The sequence below is a fragment of the Nitrosomonas sp. Is24 genome, assembly GCF_033063335.1.
Taxonomy (GTDB): Bacteria; Pseudomonadota; Gammaproteobacteria; order Burkholderiales; family Nitrosomonadaceae; genus Nitrosomonas.
This window is the reverse complement of the sequence record NZ_JAWJZG010000001.1, coordinates 451,725-469,799: the sequence shown is the minus strand read 5'-3', so window position 1 is coordinate 469,799 and position 18,075 is coordinate 451,725. Positions and strand designations below refer to the sequence as shown.

20 protein-coding genes are annotated in these 18,075 nt (G+C 50.7%); 10 read left to right on the top strand and 10 right to left on the bottom strand.

The features are described 5' to 3' along the window. Positions 1-39: 39 nt before the first annotated feature. The 7 genes from R2103_RS02080 to R2103_RS02050 form a co-directional block, all read right to left on the bottom strand. Positions 40-294, bottom strand: a complete 255-nt coding sequence (locus tag R2103_RS02080) for a DUF2024 family protein (RefSeq protein ID WP_317529909.1) — start codon at positions 292-294, stop codon at positions 40-42. A gap of 182 nt (positions 295-476) precedes the next feature. Next, a complete protein-coding gene (locus R2103_RS02075; protein WP_317529908.1) occupies positions 477-1,160 on the bottom strand; it encodes an O-methyltransferase in 684 nt (227 codons plus the stop codon). Between the two features lie 24 nt (positions 1,161-1,184). Then, positions 1,185-2,171 carry a class I SAM-dependent methyltransferase gene (locus R2103_RS02070; RefSeq protein WP_317529907.1) on the bottom strand — a complete coding sequence of 329 codons (987 nt, stop codon included), beginning with the start codon at positions 2,169-2,171 and terminating at the stop codon, positions 1,185-1,187. Beyond that, entirely contained in the window at positions 2,172-3,365 is a 1,194-nt protein-coding gene (locus R2103_RS02065; RefSeq protein ID WP_317529906.1) for an O-antigen ligase family protein, read from the bottom strand. Between the two features lie 65 nt (positions 3,366-3,430). Then, positions 3,431-4,504 (bottom strand): glycosyltransferase family 2 protein, encoded by a 1,074-nt coding sequence (locus R2103_RS02060; RefSeq protein WP_317529905.1) that lies wholly within the window; start codon positions 4,502-4,504, stop codon positions 3,431-3,433. 25 nt (positions 4,505-4,529) lie between these two features. Further along, positions 4,530-5,261 (bottom strand): FkbM family methyltransferase, encoded by a 732-nt coding sequence (locus R2103_RS02055; protein ID WP_317529904.1) that lies wholly within the window; start codon positions 5,259-5,261, stop codon positions 4,530-4,532. A gap of 94 nt (positions 5,262-5,355) precedes the next feature. Continuing rightward, entirely contained in the window at positions 5,356-6,621 is a 1,266-nt protein-coding gene (locus R2103_RS02050; protein ID WP_317529903.1) for a hypothetical protein, read from the bottom strand. Positions 6,622-6,892: 271 nt separating this feature from the next. On the opposite strand from R2103_RS02050, the gene R2103_RS02045 reads away from it, so the two are divergent. The 7 genes from R2103_RS02045 (at position 6,893) to R2103_RS02015 (ending at position 13,418) form a co-directional block, all read left to right on the top strand. Further along, positions 6,893-7,642 (top strand): 3-deoxy-manno-octulosonate cytidylyltransferase, encoded by a 750-nt coding sequence (locus R2103_RS02045; protein WP_317529902.1) that lies wholly within the window; start codon positions 6,893-6,895, stop codon positions 7,640-7,642. Positions 7,643-7,650: 8 nt separating this feature from the next. Next, positions 7,651-8,421, top strand: a complete 771-nt coding sequence (locus R2103_RS02040; RefSeq protein ID WP_317529901.1) for an HpcH/HpaI aldolase family protein — start codon at positions 7,651-7,653, stop codon at positions 8,419-8,421. Further along, positions 8,418-9,356 (top strand): phosphoglycerate dehydrogenase, encoded by a 939-nt coding sequence (locus R2103_RS02035; protein ID WP_317529900.1) that lies wholly within the window; start codon positions 8,418-8,420, stop codon positions 9,354-9,356. Before R2103_RS02040 ends, R2103_RS02035 begins: the two co-directional genes overlap by 4 nt. Before the next feature lie 4 nt (positions 9,357-9,360). Further along, entirely contained in the window at positions 9,361-10,290 is a 930-nt protein-coding gene (locus R2103_RS02030) for an NAD-dependent epimerase/dehydratase family protein (RefSeq protein WP_108697432.1), read from the top strand. Positions 10,291-10,292: 2 nt separating this feature from the next. Then, entirely contained in the window at positions 10,293-10,934 is a 642-nt protein-coding gene (locus tag R2103_RS02025; RefSeq protein ID WP_317529899.1) for an HAD-IA family hydrolase, read from the top strand. A gap of 17 nt (positions 10,935-10,951) precedes the next feature. Then, positions 10,952-11,626, top strand: a complete 675-nt coding sequence (gene pgl, locus R2103_RS02020; protein WP_317529898.1) for a 6-phosphogluconolactonase — start codon at positions 10,952-10,954, stop codon at positions 11,624-11,626. 97 nt (positions 11,627-11,723) lie between these two features. Further along, positions 11,724-13,418 carry an AIPR family protein gene (locus R2103_RS02015; protein WP_317529897.1) on the top strand — a complete coding sequence of 565 codons (1,695 nt, stop codon included), beginning with the start codon at positions 11,724-11,726 and terminating at the stop codon, positions 13,416-13,418. Between the two features lie 68 nt (positions 13,419-13,486). On the opposite strand, the gene R2103_RS02010 is transcribed toward R2103_RS02015, so the two are convergent. Then, positions 13,487-13,879 carry a hypothetical protein gene (locus R2103_RS02010; protein WP_317529896.1) on the bottom strand — a complete coding sequence of 131 codons (393 nt, stop codon included), beginning with the start codon at positions 13,877-13,879 and terminating at the stop codon, positions 13,487-13,489. Positions 13,880-13,977: 98 nt separating this feature from the next. Between R2103_RS02010 and R2103_RS02005 the strand changes: the two genes are divergently transcribed. Continuing rightward, complete coding sequence (locus R2103_RS02005) at positions 13,978-14,199, top strand: hypothetical protein (RefSeq protein WP_317529895.1); 222 nt, start codon at positions 13,978-13,980, stop codon at positions 14,197-14,199. Beyond that, positions 14,189-15,901: a phospholipase D-like domain-containing protein gene (locus tag R2103_RS02000; protein WP_317529894.1), complete on the top strand. Its 1,713-nt coding sequence runs from the start codon at positions 14,189-14,191 to the stop codon at positions 15,899-15,901. The genes R2103_RS02005 and R2103_RS02000 overlap by 11 nt, the downstream gene beginning before the upstream one ends. Before the next feature lie 84 nt (positions 15,902-15,985). Here R2103_RS02000 and R2103_RS01995 read toward each other — a convergent pair whose 3' ends face one another. Continuing rightward, entirely contained in the window at positions 15,986-16,408 is a 423-nt protein-coding gene (locus tag R2103_RS01995; RefSeq protein WP_317529893.1) for an acyl-CoA thioesterase, read from the bottom strand. Between the two features lie 177 nt (positions 16,409-16,585). Between R2103_RS01995 and R2103_RS01990 the strand changes: the two genes are divergently transcribed. Continuing rightward, entirely contained in the window at positions 16,586-17,416 is an 831-nt protein-coding gene (locus R2103_RS01990) for a ferritin-like domain-containing protein (RefSeq protein WP_317529892.1), read from the top strand. A 35-nt stretch (positions 17,417-17,451) separates the two neighbouring features. On the opposite strand, the gene metW is transcribed toward R2103_RS01990, so the two are convergent. After that, the gene (gene metW / locus R2103_RS01985; RefSeq protein WP_317529891.1) at positions 17,452-18,072 is read right to left on the bottom strand and encodes a methionine biosynthesis protein MetW; all 621 of its coding nucleotides are present in this window, start codon (positions 18,070-18,072) and stop codon (positions 17,452-17,454) included. Positions 18,073-18,075 lie beyond the last annotated feature (3 nt).

The following is an 18,075-nucleotide window of genomic DNA, read 5'->3' as shown; positions in this document are numbered from 1 at the left end:
ACATCATCAATTCCAATGACCAATCATCCGCCAAGATGATTAACAGCCTTCCATCTTGTAAATATAAAAACCGTTTTTAGTGATTTCATCAACCACATTTGCCGGAGCACTCTGGCTATGGCAAAAACTGCATTCCCGGCTGGTCACAACCGCATCGCTCTCACCGATTGTTGTCAGCCACTGCTTGGCATAGTCAACCGCTTTTTGATCATCTTTCACCGCTGTGAATACATCAAAGTGCATGGTATGTCCATCTTTTGCCTTAACATACGTATCGTAAACATGAATTTGCATAAAAATTTATTTCCTTGAAAAAGATAATTTATAGCACTGTGCACATCCTAAAAAACGTGCCGCATTGCAAACGAAAAGTATATTAACTATACCAATTTATTGATTAAACCGCCATGCCAATTGCATGATCAGGAAATCAGCTCCGCACCAGGATTTGCATCGTTCAGAGGCACACACGGCTATTATTTCTTTCTGGCAACGATCACACCGTCACGAATTGGATTGATAAACGCATCAAAATCAGGATCATTAAAAATCAACCGGTTATGTTCCATAATCGCTTCAGTCGAACCGCGCACCGTCTCTTGCGGGCCTTTTAACGCAACACGGCCATGCCACAGCACATTATCGGCAATATACAACCCGCCGGAGCGTATACGCTGCTTCGCCATCCGCCAGATTTCCGGATAATCGCCCTTGTCTACATCGTTATAACAAATATCGAATATCCCATCCGTTTGGGCAAAAACATCCTGCGCCAGCCCCACGCAAAATTCTATTCGTTGCCACACATCCGCAGCGGAAAGATATCTCTCGGCACGCGCGCGATTATTGGCATCCGCATCGCTGCATATCACACACCCGCCGGCACCAACCGCTCTGGCAAACCAGTAAGCCGAATACCCATACCCGCTGCCAAATTCAAATACCCGTCTGGCGTTAATCATTTTCGCCTGGGTTTCAAGAAAAATACCGGCCAAGCGATCAACAATCGGAAAATTTCTCAGCCGTGCAAATTCCTCCATTTCAGCAAGCACCGGGTGATCGCTGTGCGTAACCAAAGTGCGCATATACGCTTCAATCTCCGGATTTACCGGAATGAGTCCGTCTGATTCAGGAATAACCGCTGACTGACTATCGTTCACTGATTTCACCTCCATGATCGTACATCAAGGTGGAGTTGTTTTCTTTGAAGCCATTAATACGCACTCTTCACCGGAGTTTTTATCAAACAGAAAAACCAGGCTAGCAGCCACCTGGAACCTGAACCCCCGCATGACATCGCGGATCGTAATGGACTGTTGTCCGATTGCTGCTTCAACCAATGGCGGACTGCTCTGACCAATGCCATACGCACCGACCGGTGTTGTCCAGCAACGCGGATCGCTGAAACCGGCTTTCTGCGCCAATTGGCTTAACGTTTGGCTGGTAAATAAATGCAAATGCCGGGGCGGCTCAAGACCGCGCCAGGCGGCGCCAAACTGACTGTGCCCATAACTCGCGGCGTTCGGCGTCAACACCACCAGCAGACCATTGTGCTTCAGCAAACGATGGCAAGTCATCAGCATCGCCGCGGGATCGTGCACATGCTCAATGACGTGACTCAGCAGCACCACATCATATTCACCCGATTTGATGGTTTCAAGCGGCCCTAAATGCACCGGGATTCCTTTCACGTGACGCACATGTTCCGCAGCCACCGGGTCGATTTCCTGCCCCATCACCTCCCAGCCCAATGCGCGCATGCGCGCCAGCCGTTTTCCATTACCGCAGCCCACTTCCAGCAATCGTCCCGGCGGTGTTTTGTCCAGATAAATACGCTTATAACGCCGCCGTTCACGCCGCAATCCCAGCAAATAAATACTAATGGTATGCAAAATGGCGCGAACGATGCGTACCCCGCGTGATTGCCGCGCATGATTCGCATGGCCGTGCGTATAATAATTGCGGTAAGCCTTGCCAATCTCGTCCACCGCCGGCCTGGGATCCAGCCAAATCAGACCGCACTGGGCATCCGTACATTTTCTCAGTGTCCATTCGCCTGGCGCGCCAAACAACCGGTCGGTCAGACCGCGATACAGGACTTCGCCTTGCTTGCCGCACGAATAGCAAGTTGAATTTGTTTCGGTGCCAATCCGCTCCGCTGACATCGTCATTTAAGTCCCTTTCGGTTTTTGTTGTTGCCAGACCATGGCGAGCGCGGTAATCGCCAGCAATAGCAACGGCATCCGGCTAAAAATGAGAAAAGCATCGGTCAACCCCGCCAGCACAATATAACTTACCAAACCCGCGCCCAGTATGCCCAGACCGTTTTTCTCAAACGCCCGGTACCATCCCCAGTATAGAAACAGCAAGATCAACATGCCAGGAACGCCGACATGCATGCCAATCTCAATCCAATCGTTATGATAGTGCGCAGTTTTCTGAAACGCCGGCAAGTCCTTATAAAGACCATTTTTATACGTCACAATCGCCGTGTCGAAATAGCGCTCCGGCATGCCTGTTCCATAACCCGTCAGCGGTCGTTCCGCAATCGCATGCAAGCCGACATCCCACATGGCCAGACGATAACCCAAACTAGAACTGTAATTGCCCTGCTGCAGCAATTCGATATCGCTTTTCACCAGCAGCAGCCGTTCTTGAAAAGCAGGACTGCTGTAGGCAAAAATCCCGGCAGCCGTCAATAGCGTAATAAAAATGACAGCGAATTTCCGGATGTCTATTTTGTAGCGTAAATAAGCCTGGAACACGATAGCGATCAGTGTTGCCAGCAGCAACACTCTGCCATATTGATGAAATTGCACAAAGATTAACGCCAGTGCCACGATCCATAGCACTATCCCCAGCATGACCGAGCGGCTCACGCACGCAAGTCCGGCGGATACAATCGCGCCAGCGCCGAGCATCGCCGAAAAACTCAGATAGGACATTTTCAGTAGCGGAATACCCTGCTCTCCTATCGCCAGCCATTGATAAATACCCAGACCGAGGACAATCACATAACCGGCGGCCAATCCGCCGATCATCCACGGTATGCGTTCCTTATTCAGCAGCGAATACAGCGGGACCAGAATCAGCAAAGTAAGGTATTTCACCCATTTCATCCGCCCGCTATCCAGCCATTCGCCCCATGACAATCCGATCAGCAGCAGCGCACACAACAGTAGAATCGCCTGCACTAAGGGCACTTTAAGAGCTTGATTCAATCGAGATAGACCACCGTCCATCAGCCAAGCAATAACCAGCAATGGAATGGAAAGAAGATTCACTTCGCCACGCCAAAACCCCGCGCACACAAGAACCAACGCAAACCGGATAAATAATTCCTGCCGTGTGATAGATGTTTGCATAAGACCTGCCAATCGAAGTTTTTTTTTAAACCGCTACAACAGCTTAGAAAATCCTGGGAGCACAGTCATTCCGTATCTCGTTTGTCAGCATCCTGTTGCTGCGCAGATTCGCGCTGATCTCCCTGCCACTCGCGCATTTCCAGCCGACGCAGGCGAACAAAAAGTGTCAATAAAATTCGCAACCCTGCGGATACACCCGGCAAAATCCATACAGCGTTGATGCGCTTATCTTCGCGCAACCAGCCGCGCAGCATCAGTTTCGTAATGGTTTTGAAACCGGCCGTACCATTCCGCATCTGCAAGCACGACAACTGCGGCAATGGCGCTGGTGTCAGCCAATGCAGCCGCCCGCCTTGCCGCATCACTTGTTCCATCGGATCCGCGATCTTGGATGGTAAGTCGGTCAAAGTAGAGTTGCCGGAAACGGTCAGCACATTCTGCCGGGCCAGCGGATAACGCGACAGATAGAGTGACCGGTTGTGTTGCACTAATTCCCGGTAAGCTTTCCCGCGCCCAAACGATGCGCCGGTTTCGTGACGAACGGTTGCATCCGGATGCACGCCCATGCGCCAACCTTGTTGATCCAACCGCCGCCCCAGATCGGTATCTTCATAATAACCCCGGCCAAATTGCGCATCAAAACCGCCCATCATCTGAAAAACAGCGCGACGGATCAAAAATGCATAGCCTCTGAAACGATAGGTAGCGATATATCCGCCCGGCTGCCGCACATAACGGCTGGCTTGTGTTTCCGCACTATCGCCTTCCATCGGACTAATGACCGCCAGTTGAGGATCAGCGGCAAAGGCGCCGCACAACCACGGCAGAAAATTATTCAATACTTCGATATCGGAATTCAGCACCAGCACCCAGTCGGCATCGGAACGCGCTACCGAATCGTTGACAGACTTTCCATACCCCTGATTTTCAGGCGCATGGTAAACATGCAGCTGCGGATAAGATAAATTGTCCAGCATGGCGCGGGTTTCGGCACCCGATGCATCGTCTTGGATATGGATCGTTCTGATCGATGAACCCAAGTAGTCGATGACGGAATCAATGCAGCGCTTGGTCAATTCCGCTGCATTATAAACAGGGATTACGACATCAATGATTGGCGCAGCAGTTTCACTCGTCATGTTCTGCCTAAGAAATTTTACTGCATCACACCCGGCCGAAAATCAAATAGCTTTCGCCCCAATTTTTTGACGGTCTTTGTTTCACTTCGAGACCGGCCTGTTTCATGATGGCAATGGCTTTTTCCTGTTCGGTATCCGTACCAAGCTCTATGATCACGGATTTCAGCGCCGGGTTTGCCAAAACCGCCGATGCACCCTGCAAAATGGGAATTTCAATGCCATCGACATCGATTTTGATGTAATTCGGCACCGGAAATCCCCATTGGCTGCACAGATCGTCCAACGTCACACCGAACATCCCTTGGATATGCGTTGCCGGGATTTTCATGTTCTCCAGATCTTCTTGCCCGAACTGCGAACGGTTTCCACCCGGAATGAATTTGGGAATATACAATTTGGAAAATTCACTGCGCCCCGACACCGCCACGCAGTAAGATAAAATATTTTTCCCCAGATTGTTCAGATAGATATTTTTATTGAGCGCGTAGTAGTTATTGCTTTGCGGTTCAAAAGCAAACACTTGTACTTTATCGCCGTATTTTTTGGCCGGATATAGCGAATATTGCCCGATATTGGCGCCGATATCGAAATAGCACGAACCCGGTTCAAAGCTATCAAGCCAATCCAAGGTATCCGGTTCTTTTTTTGAATACGTCTTGGCACGATTGAGCGTACGCAAGTGATCGACAGAAATTAAAATTCGCTGCCCCCTCACCAGCACATCGGTATAGCCGCCTTTAAATTTGTAAGCGGCCACCACCAACTCATTCAAGATGTCTTTTACCCGCACTCACACCCCCTCATGGTTTACCGGTACATCTGATCGCTGCACGGCAGCTTGAAACCGCACTTCAATCCGCCAGCTGTTCAAGCAGCGATACGTAACGGGGCAGCACATCGGCATCCGGGTAATCCAGCATTTCCTGCAAGAAGCGCTGCCGGTGTTCTTCGATATAAAAAGCATCGCAGCCCTGGGTCAGGAAATGATTGATTTTTTCATACACATCGTCACGGCATTTCAGCTCGGTTTCCGGCATGTAATAAGCCACCGCCGAACGCGCCGCGATCAAATAATCAGCCGCCAGAACCGGCTTTTTCGCCCTGACCGCTTCAAACACCACGGAAGTTGCCAGATCGATGATGACATCCGCCCAGTTCATCAAATGCACCGAATGCGCATCGTCGCTGGCAACACGCACATTGGGCAATTTCTTGATCGAACTGTCGGTGGTCAGGGATTGTTTCCAGCCGCTGCGGGTATGCGGCTTGATGATCAACTCGACACCGGGAAACCCGGCGATCATATGCACCACTTCACCCACTTCTTCCCAGAATGTCGTGAAATTGGCTTTTCTCAGGAACATGACAATTTTAAGGCGGCTGTCCGAACGAATCAGCGGCGAAGGCGGCATCAATCCGGCCAGTATTTTCAGCCATTCCTCACAATAACGTGGCGAACCCAATACAGCGAGCTGGTTATCCGTCATAAACGGGCGGAAACGCACGGAACATAATTCATTAGGCACCACCACCTTATCAAATATGGTAGCCGCCGAGAATGTAATATCGGGCTCCACGCGTCTTTCTCCGCGCCGGATCAATTGGCTGTAATGCGGGCTATCGCCATGCGGCAGTGAAATCGTGCCCAGGCCGCGCTCTTTTGCCATGGCAATCACCACTTCAACCCATTCCAGACAAATCACCGAATTGCGTTCGATCCAGTCAAACGCCACAACACCCTTGCCGGTAGCGCCAAAACACCGGTTAAGCAGAAAATCGGCTGTATGCCGCCACAACGGCTCACGCTGTTTTTCATCGTAACGATCGGCCAGCTTCTCAGCCAGACCGCCGATCACTTTGATGCGCCGCACATTGCGCGTCAGCATCAGCATCTGTAAACGCCATTTTATATACTCGGCCAACGGAAACAGCTCTTTCATATGCGCAACGCGCACACCTTCGAGCTGACTTAAGTATTGAACGCGGAAATCGCGGCGGAATTGGGTGGAACCGATTAATACCACATCACATTGATGACCGGACTTTATCCATTTGTAAATGACCGGAGTAACATGATCGATATCGTTATAGTGACGAAGAAAAAAAAGCGCTTTCATTGCTGTGACACGAAAACAAAAATATTCAGGATACGCAGCATCTCTACTATTTCCCCAGTTTAAACAAAAGATTCTGAAAAGCGCGCTCATTCTACTCTTGCGACTATCCAATTACCAGCACGCCAACCGGGATAAAACCACAGTACCCAAAAAATCAATTAAATTTAACAATAAGTGTTGCCCAGAAAAGAGGAAAAACCGGATAATCAGCACATCGCCTCAGACGGTAACTTTTTGTACTCAACCATTAACCAATACACACAACATTTTCATGAAAACAATCGCTGTCATACCGGCCCGCATGGGCTCATCGCGTTTCCCCGGCAAACCCCTGGCAAAAATCCTCGGACGCCCGATGATCGAGCACATCTATAAACGTGTAGCCATGAGCAAATCGCTCGACGCCACGTACATCGCCACTTGTGATGAAGAAATCCGTCAAGCCGCCGAAGGTTTCGGCGCCAAAGTGATCATGACATCCGATACGCACGAACGCGCCAGCGATCGCGTCGCGGAAGCGGTTGTGTACCTGGATGCCGATCTGATCGTCATGGTGCAAGGCGATGAACCGATGACACATCCCGATATGATCGATACCGCCGTGGCGCCTTTCAAAGATAATCCAGAGCTGGGCTGTGTCAACCTGGTACGCAAAATCGACCACGAAGCCGATTACCTCGACGCCAATACCATCAAGGTCGTCATGAATCAACACAACGACGCGCTGTATATGTCGCGCCGCCCGATTCCGACAATCGCCAAAAGCGGTTTTGCCGATACCGCAGCGTACAAGCAGGTCTGTATCATCCCATTCCGCCGCAGCACCTTGTATCAATACACACATTTGACACCGACACCACTGGAAAAATTGGAATCGATCGACATGCTGCGGCTGCTCGAGCATGGCATGCAGGTGAAAATGGTGCCTACCGGATTCGATACTCAAGCGGTGGATACCCCCGCCGATCTGGCGCGGGTTGAAAAACTGATGGAATCCGACCCGTTACTTTCCCGCTACTAGGAATCATTATGTCATTGAAATCAAGATTGAACCGGTCTGAATTGACCATCGGTTCATGGGTCACATTGGGGCATCCTTCGATTGCCGAAATCATGGCATCCGCCGGATTTGACTGGCTGGTGCTGGATATGGAACACAGCGTGCTGGAACTCAGCGAAGTGCAAGCCATTATCCAGGTGCTGGACGGCAAGCAATGTCCGGCCATCGTGCGCCTCACGTCGAATCATCCCGATCAGATCAAACGCGTCATGGACGCTGGCGCCACCGGCATCATGGTGCCGATGATCAAATCCGCCGCCGATGCCGAAGCGGCTGTCGCAGGCGTGTACTACCCGCCGCGCGGACAACGCGGCGTCGGCCTGGCGCGCGCACAAGGCTACGGCGCAAGCTTCCAGGCGTACCGCCAGTGGCTGGAAGAGAATGCGGTGATCGTCGTGATGATCGAACATGTCGACGCCGTCAAAGCGATTGACGAGATTCTGGCTGTTCCCGGTATTGATGCGTATATCATCGGCCCGTACGACTTGTCCGGCTCGATGGGACGCCCCGGCGATCTCAATCACCCGGATGTGCAAGCGGCCATCGCGCAAGTGCTGGAAGCAGGCCGCCGCGCGCAAAAACCTGGCGGCATTCACGTCATCGAGCCGGATCCGCAAGCATTGCAGCAACGCATTCAAGCCGGTTTTAATTTCCTCGGTTATGGATTGGATATCCGCATTCTCGATTCCATCTGCCGCACGCATTTACAAAGCATCCGCGCAACATTGAAAACATCATGAGTTCATTTGTCATTTCCACTTCGTCGTTCGACACCGTCAACAATCCGGCCATTCAGCACTTGTTGCAACAAGGCTTTCAGGTCATCACCAATCCGCACAAGCGCAAGCTCACCGAAGACGAAATCATTGCGTTGCTGAGCGATGGCGCAACCGGTCTGATCGCCGGAATTGAGCCTTTGACCGAACGGGTGTTTCAAGCCGCACCCAATCTGAAAGTCATCTCGCGCTGCGGTGCCGGAATGGATAGCGTCGATCTGGCGGCAGCGAAGAATCGCGGCATTCACGTTCTGAATACACCGGAAGCGCCCGCGCAAGCCGTGGCGGAGCTGACGCTGGGTTACATCCTGAGTTTATTGCGGCAAATCAACCCGATCGACCGGGCGGTACGCAACGGCGAATGGCCGCGCACGCAAGGCCGCTTGTTTGCGGCACAAACCGTCGGCGTCATCGGCCTGGGACACATCGGCCGCCGCGTCGCGCGTTTGTGCCAGGCGTTTGAAGCCACGGTGGTCGCGCATGATCCGTATGCCAGCCAAATTCCGGACGGCGTCAGCATGCTGCCGCTGGAACAATTGCTGGCCAGCGCCGACATCATCACGCTGCATACCCCGTATAGCGCGGACATGCATCATCTGCTCGATGCCAAGGCATTCGCCGCGATGAAACCGGAAGCCATCGTCATCAACGCGGCACGCGGCGGATTGGTCGATGAAAGCGCGTTGCTGGCCGCATTGCAGTCCGGCAAAATCAGCGCTGCGGCATTGGATGTTTTTGAACAGGAACCGTATCACGGCCCGCTGCTCGAATGCGGCAACGTCATTCTGACTTCGCATGTCGGCTCTCTGGCGCGGGAATCGCGCCAGCGCATGGAAATCGAAGCGGCGGAAAATCTGCTGCAGGGTTTAATCAAATCAGGTCTCGTCAATAACGGATAACACTATGGTGAATGAACAGGTTGTGGTATTCGGCGCCAGCGGATTTCTCGGCAGCCACGTCGCGGATGCATTATCGGCCGCAGGTTACCGGGTACGGCTATTCGACCGCAGTCCGTCGCCGTATCTGAAAAGCAATCAGGAAATGATCATCGGCGACATCATGAATCTCGATCAAGTGATCGAAGCCGCCAAGGGCACTTCCATCGTGTACAACTTCGCCGCCATCGCCGATATCGACGAAGCCAACGACAAACCGATCCCGACCGCCACCATCAACGTGCTGGGCAACATGCACGCGTTGGAAGCCGCGCGTGTCGCCGGGGCGCGCCGGTTTGTGTTCGCCAGCAGCATTTATGTCTATTCCGAATCCGGCTCTTTCTACCGCGCCAGCAAACAGGCTGCGGAACGTTTCACCGAGACCTACCACGAACGCTACGGCCTGGATTACAGCATTCTGCGCTATGGTTCGCTGTACGGGCGGCGCTCCGACAAACGCAACGGCATCTACCGCATGCTGCACGAAGCGGTTGCGCATCATTCCATCACGTATAAGGGCAGCGGCGACGCCATGCGTGAATATATCCATGTGGAAGATGCGGCACGCATGAGCGTGCAAATATTAGCACCCGAATTTGCCAACCGGCACATGATTCTGACCGGCCAGGAAAGATTACGCATCAAGGATGTCATGACGATGATCTCGGAAATCCTGCCGTGGCCGGTGGAATTGCATTTCGACGAAGCCAATGCGGTGCATCACTATGAAATCACCCCGTACGCGTTTCAGCCGCGCATCGGACGCAAGCTGGTACTCAATGAACACGTCGATCTGGGACAAGGCATCCTCGATTGCCTGCGGGAAATTCACCAGGACTTGCGGCATGGCGATGAAAACGACGATGCCACGCCGTCCACGTCGGACAATCGCGCGTAGCCATGAGAAACTTTGACTGGCAAGCGATCATTTTTGATTTCGACGGCGTCGTGGTCGAATCCGGCAAAATAAAAACGCAGGCATTCGCGGAACTGTACCGCGCGTACGGCGACGACATCGTCGCGGCGGTGGTGCAATTTCACACGCAAAACGGCGGCATGTCGCGCTACCGCAAATTCCGCCACTTCCAGCAACATTTTCTCAACCAGCCGCCGCTGACGGAGGAAGAAGAAAAACAACTAGATGTCCGCTTTTCCGAACTGGTGGTGGAAGCCGTGATCGCTGCCGAAGCTGTACCCGGCGCGATCGAACTGATCCGCCAGCAATCCCAAAAAATTCCATTGTTCGTCGCTTCCGGCACACCGGAAGTCGAACTCAAAGTGATCGTCGAGCGGCGCGGCCTGGCGCCTTATTTCACCGCTGTGCGCGGCGCACCGGCGCTGAAAAAAACCATCATCGCGGAGATCTTGTCGGCGCATAACTTGAAGCCAGAAGCAGTGCTGATGATCGGCGACGCCATGGCTGATCTGGAAGGCGCTCAAGCCAACAACACCGCGTTCCTGGGCCGCGTCTTTCCCGGCGACCCGAATCCTTTCCCGGCGCATATCGAAGTCGTCCCGGATTTACGCAGCTTAGTGCAATAAACGTTGGCAGTTCCGTGATGCAAAGACGCGTTTATCCGGACATCGAATCGTTAAGCCAAGGCTTCGCCGAATTTGCCGCTGCCGCACTACGCGACACTCTAAACCGAAAACCTCAAGCCACCCTCGTCGTCCCCGGCGGCAATACCCCGCGCCATTATCTGCCCGCACTAGCGAAGTGTCAGTTACCGTGGGACCGGATCACCGTCACACTGTCGGATGAACGCTGGGTCGATGTCAACGATGCACAATCCAACGAACAGCTAGTCAAGCAGCACCTGATGAATCACTTGCCCGTGAACACTCCCTTCGTGGGACTCAAAACCCATCACGGCAACGCCTTTGACGCCATCGAAACAATCCACCAGCGCCTGGATAAGCTGCCGCTGCCATTGAGCTTGACGGTGCTGGGACTGGGCGAAGATGGGCACATTGCCTCGCTGTTTCCCGGTATGAATCCCGATTTAACTGATATTCATCACTGCATTGCGGTCGCACCACCGGTTGCGCCATCGCTGCGCGTCAGTCTTTCGTTGGAACTGCTGGCAAGCAGTGAACAGATTGCGTTGGTGGTGACGGGGAAGAGTAAACGACAATTATTGAATAGATTAAGTAAACACCCTGATTCAAAGATACCAATGGTATGGCTTATGCAACGATTAAATGCAGCAATTACTGTTTTTGAAACAAACTGAAGATAAATTGAAATAATTTCTAGTAAAGAAACAGATCAGTCTATTGAGGCCATAAAAATAGGCACGAATTAAAGTACTTATATTGCAAAGTGAAAAAATGTCAAAAAATAATCAAATTCTTTTAGAAGAAATTATTAAGCAAGAACTAGAAAACTATGAAGAAGACAGTTCTGTAAATGATTTCTTCGAGTTTTATGCTTCATTGCAAGTTCTAAAAGATTTTGAGCTGAGCTTCGAGGAAATTGAATCAGGTCGTTGCGGTGAAAGCCATGACGGGGGAGCTGATTCCATTTATCTCTTTGTCAATGGCGAATTAGTAAAAGAAGATGAAGATATTAAAGATAAGTATAAAAAGAATGTCGATATTGAGTTCATTTTAATTCAAGCCAAATACGAAAATTCATTTAACGAAGAAACACTATTGAAACTATCAAGGCTTTGCAGGAGTCTTTTTGATTTGGACTTTGATCGAACTGAATTTGAAGGAAGATACAATGACAAAGTCCTTTCTGCATTTGAGCTATTCAAAGCCACGTATTTGGGTTTAATTACCAAAAAACCGAAACTAAAAATTACGATCTACTATGTTTCAAAAGGAATTGATGTTCACCCCAATGTACAGAGTCAAGCTAGCGACCTAAAAAAAGATATCATTGAAAAACTCCCGGGCTCTATTGTTGAAGCTTCATTCGTTGGTTCAGATCAATTAATGAAACTCGCTCAAGAGAGAGTAAATGATGTTTTTAGACTAAGAATTTCTGAGAACCCACTTTCGACCACCCCTCAAGTATTTATTGCACTAGCTAATTTAGCTGAATACTACAAATTTATCACTGATGAGGAGGGTAAATTAATAAAGCATATTTTTGAATCAAATGTCCGTGATTATCAAGGGAAGGCTAATGTTAACAATGAAATACAAGATACTTTAGAAAATCCCGGCACAGAGGAATTTTGGTGGTTAAACAACGGCGTAACAATTTTGGCAAGCGAAGCATCTGCTCCAGGAGGAAAAGAACTTGTAATTCATAATCCTGAAATTGTTAACGGATTACAGACCTCTAATGAGATATTTCGCTATTTCTCAAGAAATAATCATAAGATAGATGATGAAAAAAGAGATGTACTAATTCGGGTTATCGTTCCGGAGAATGAAGAAACCAGAGATAAGATTATACGTGCTACAAATAGCCAAACACCTATTCCAAAAGCACCGTTGAGAGCAACCGATCAGGTGCATAGGCAAATTGAGGAATTCCTAAAACTCAAAGGACTTTTCTATGATAGGCGCAAGAATTATTACAAAAATGAGGGAAAAAAGCCTAAAGACATTATTAGCATCCCTTTCATGTCTCAATGTTTAATGTCTTCCCTTATGCAAAAACCAGATTATGCTAGGGCTAGGCCTTCTACTCTTTTAGAAGATGATGATTCATACAACAAATTATTTCACAAGAACAATGATCTAGATACTTATTATATATTAGCTTCATGGGGTAGAAATATAGAAATAGTACTTAAGGCTAATAAAAAATTTACAGCAACAGAAATAAACGATATTAAATTTTATGTTCTTTATGCTGTTACAGCACAACTTACTCAAAGCATTTACCCAAATAATAATTCTGTAGCAAAGTTGGACGTTAAGCAAATTACCGATGAATGTATAGACAAATCTATTCATCTGGCATTTGATTTGTATAAAGAAAAGGGAGGAAATGACAAAGTTGCCAAGGGACCAAATCTAGTTGAATCGTTAAAAGAAAAACTACGGACAATAATAAAATCTTAGTACAGCAACAAACCTAAGCACGGTAGGATGCGCCAATGAAGGAGGCGCATCAAAAACCCATCAACCACCTAATTACTATTCTCTTCCACCGGAAGTTTTTGCACCCACGTCAAACAGCTGGTGTGCGACTCCCCCGCCATGGTGATGCATTCGTTATAACCCGCGACATTATTCTGAAACGCATGCTGGCAGTTGCGCACATCGACTTCGAGTTCATAGAAGCAGATGCGTAAGCCTTCCTGCTGAGTGATATTGTTTTCAAATCTCGGTTGCGCTGTTGGATTGCCGGATGATGGATAAATTTCCGGATTGATGATGCCGGGTTGAATCGCTAAGGTGCGCGGCACCAAAAACCGGCTTTGATAGCCTTCCGGCAGGGTGAACGCGTGCAGGCTGGCACTGGCGCTGAGTAAACAAAATACTGCGATGAGCGGGCTGGTTTTTTTAAATGCGAATTTCATGATGTGTATCTCTTGAATGATTAAAGCGGTCCATGCGCGGTGTACCCATGTTGTCGAGTGCGCCGTCATTAAGAGATACGTAGCAATGGCTTTAATGGATGCAAATATCGAAAAAATTTTATTTGAGCATCAGTTTGCGCCACTTCGATGGCTGCTTTGTAAACCAAGACATTGATCATGAATTGGATTATGATCATAAAACACCCTGCTCCAACCGGTATCGCATAGCGGATCCGGTCAGGTTGCGCGGGGCTATCGCGGTGTGCATTACTATCGGCTTATCCATCGCATCCATACCGGGAGGTTGTTATGACAGATGAATTTCAGATCAGTGGTCAGAATGCGGCAGCACTGTTCACGCTCAAGCTTCATCGCGGCGATGGTATGGCGCTCATTGCCATGAATTGGAAGAACGGCCGGCCGCCACAGGATTTCGTTGGTTTTGCCATCGAGTACAAAGAACCCGGTGGCGATCGATTTTTCGCGTTGAAAAACCGTCTCGGTTTTCGCGGCGCCGATGGCAAGCTCAATCCCACCCAATTATCGACGCGACTCTCGCCGATCCAAAAATTCCGCTGGGTGCATTTTCCGCGTAACGCCGAACTCGAAGGCGAATTCATCTACAGAGTCACGCCGGTGTTTATGAATGCCGCCGATGAACTGAGTTATGGCGACGCCCAGGAAGTGGCCATCGAACTGCGGCGCGAAACTTATCCGGGATTGCTCAACGTCACGTTCACGCGCGGCTTTGTGTCATCGCAGGCATTTGTCGACCGGTACGAATCGGCGGGTGACATTTCGACATTATTACCGGCGAAGGCAACAGATGGATTGACTTTCACCCCGGTCCACCCCAAAACCAAAGAAGCACTCGCATGGATGGGATTCGAGGCGCGCAGCGCCATTCTCGAAGTGCTCGATCAGGCCATTGCCGACCCGCAGGCTCAGGTTCGCGTGGTCGCTTACGATCTGAACGAACCCGGTGTTCTGACGCGCTTGGAGAAACTCGGCAAGCGCTTAAAGATCATCATCGACGACAGCCAGGAACACGGCGAAGAGGATGCCAGTGAAAATCTGGCGGCACAGCGGCTCACGGTCTCGGCGGGTACCGGCAACGTGAAACGGCAGCACATGCTATCGCTCCAGCACAATAAGACCATCGTGGCTGATGGCCCCAACATTCAAAAGGTCGTATGCGGCTCGACCAATTTCAGTTGGCGAGGTTTTTTCGTGCAATCGAATAACGCCATGATTCTGCAAGGGGCTAGTGCGATCAAACCATTCTTGGCGGCGTTTGAGGGCTATTGGTCGCAGAAACCGAAAGATTTCGCTGGCACAACATCGGCGCAGTGGAACGATCTGGGTCTGACGAAGATCGACGCGCGCGTGGCGTTTTCACCCCACAACAGATCAAACGCGCTATTGCAAACGGTGGCCAACGACATCGGCGGCAAGACAACATCGTCGCTGTTTTATTCGCTGGCGTTCCTGTACCAGACGCCCGGGCCGATTCTCGATGCGATCACCAATGTGACCAGTAACGCCGATATCTTTGTGTATGGCATTTCCGACCGCAAAGTCGGCGGTCTCGATTTGCAAAAACCGAACGGCAATGTCGCCCCCGTTTTTCCTTCCGCACTGACGAAAAACGTCCCTGAACCGTTCTCCGCCGAACCAGCAGGTGGTAGCGGCATTCGCATGCACCACAAGTTCGTTGTCATTGATTTCGATAAACCCAGCGCCCGGGTTTATCTCGGCTCTTACAATTTTTCCTCCCCGGCGGACCTCAAGAATGGGGAAAACCTCCTGCTGATTCGGGACCGCCGCATTGCCGTCTCCTACATGATTGAAGCGCTGCGCATTTTCGACCACCACCATTTCCGTGTCGCGCAACAGGAAGCCAAGAAAGCCCGGAAACAATTTGTGCTCGCCAAGCCGCCACGGACCCCCGGTGAGAAGCCCTGGTGGGACGAGGACTACACCGACGCCCGGAAGATTCGCGATCGGGAATTGTTCGCGTAGATATGCAGATGGGAAAGTATGCTTTTCATCGATTTCGGCTGGGCCATAAAGCAGCGCAGCAACGCGCCGGTCAACGCGACAACGTTAATCCTGCGGCACAGCCCTTGGCTTGCGGTTGTTGTCGATCGCGACGTATGTCAGCACCGCTTCGGTCACTTTGATGCAGATTTCCTCACCGCCTTCACGCACACCGCGTTGCGCATAAACGGTCACGTCGACGGTAATCGAAGTACGCCCGATCTTGACGATGTCGGCATAAAAACTGACCAGATCGCCGACAAACACCGGGTGCTTGAATACAAAGGAATTAACCGCGACAGTCGCAACCCGTCCACGCGCGCGGCGGATAGCCGGGATGCTGCCCGCCATATCGACCTGCGACATGATCCAGCCGCCGAAAATATCCCCGGCATAATTGGTATTCGCTGGCATCGGCACTGTGCGCAATACCGGTTGCCCTTCCGGCAAGTGAACTTGAAGTGATGGTTCGCCCGGCATATTAGTCATAGCAGATGAGCGCTCAACGGATAGTGATCAAAGAAAGCTTCTGTCATCCAAGAATACAATGATCTTTCCGTTTGAACCAGAATTTCTTTTCCACCGCCGGTTCCGCATCGCCGGATTGGCCATTCCGTCTAAAACACGGGAAAATAGCGCGATTGAATTATTTGGTCTGTTTGAATTATGGAATCCTTGTTTGATGCCGCAGCCCGCTGCCTTGCAGCCGGTGAAATCGAAACAAAACTGTATTTGACCCGGCAAACCGCGCAGGCATGGCGGGATGATCTGTTAACGCTGCAATCCCGCAGCAAGCCTGAACCGGTTGAAGAACCTGGTCGCCCGATGAAGCCAGTGCTAGTCGCGCCGGTTGATGTGCCGAAACGCCGTTTGAACACAAAAGAAGGGTTAGCGGCTTTGATTCATGCGATCACGCACATCGAGTTCAACGCCATCAATCTGGCGTGGGATGCGGTGTATCGTTTTCGTGATCTACCGCAAGCGTTTTATCACGACTGGATTACCGTAGCGGTTGAGGAAGCCTACCATTTCCAATTGCTGCGTGGACGCCTGAACGAACTCGGTTGCGATTACGGCGATTTTCCGGCGCATAACAGTTTGTGGGACATGGCGGCGCGCACGGCTTTCGATCCGTTGGTGCGCATGGCGCTGGTGCCACGGGTATTGGAAGCTAGGGGATTAGATGTAACGCCGGGTATAATCGCGCGGTTGCGTCAGGCCGGTGACGAAAAAACCGTTGCCGTGCTGGAGATCATTTTGCGCGACGAAATCGGGCATGTCGCCATCGGATCGCACTGGTTCAAGTACTTATGCCAGCGGCGCGGACTGGATTCCGAACAGACATTTCATACATTGGCCGGGCAATACTTTAGCGGACAAGTGTTGGGCCCGTTCCACTACGAAGCAAGACAGCAAGCGGGCTTTTCCGTGGCGGAACTCAAAGCGTTGGAACAGATGGGGAGCGCCAAAGCGCAGGGTGGAAATACGGCGCGGTGAATTACAACCGTTGAGAAGTGTTCAACGGTCAGAAATCATGTCCGCCGTTCAAAGCGGTAAAACGCGAGCATACCGCGCAGATTCGGCAGAAAATTAACCGGGCGGTAATGATTGCTCATCACTTTGCGTTCCAGAATGCGTGCGTCGCATTGCTGGCACAGTTCTTCAAAATCACCCAAGGTGCAAAGATGAATATTGGGTGTGTTGTACCAGCGGTACGGTAGCGTTTCCGACACCGGCATACGGCCGGAAATGACTTGCATGCGGTTTTTCCAGTTACCAAAATTGGGAAAGGACACGATGCCTTCCTTGCCGACGCGCAGCATTTCCTGGATGATCGCTTCGGTATGCCGCGTCGCCTGCAAGGTCTGCGACAGGATGACATAATCGAACGAATCCGATGCAAAGCTCGATAACCCGGTTTCCAAATCATTCTGGATCACGTTAATACCGTTACGGAAACACTTCAGCAGATTGGTTTCGTCGATTTCCACGCCGTAACCGAACACATTGCGCGTATCGCGCAAATAACGCAGCAACGAACCGTCGCCGCAACCCAAATCGAGTATTTTCGCGCCGGGTTTAATCCATTCGGCGATGGCGGCAAAATCCGGACGTAATGCAAGGGTGGAAGGTGCTGGTGGGGTATCAGTCATGAT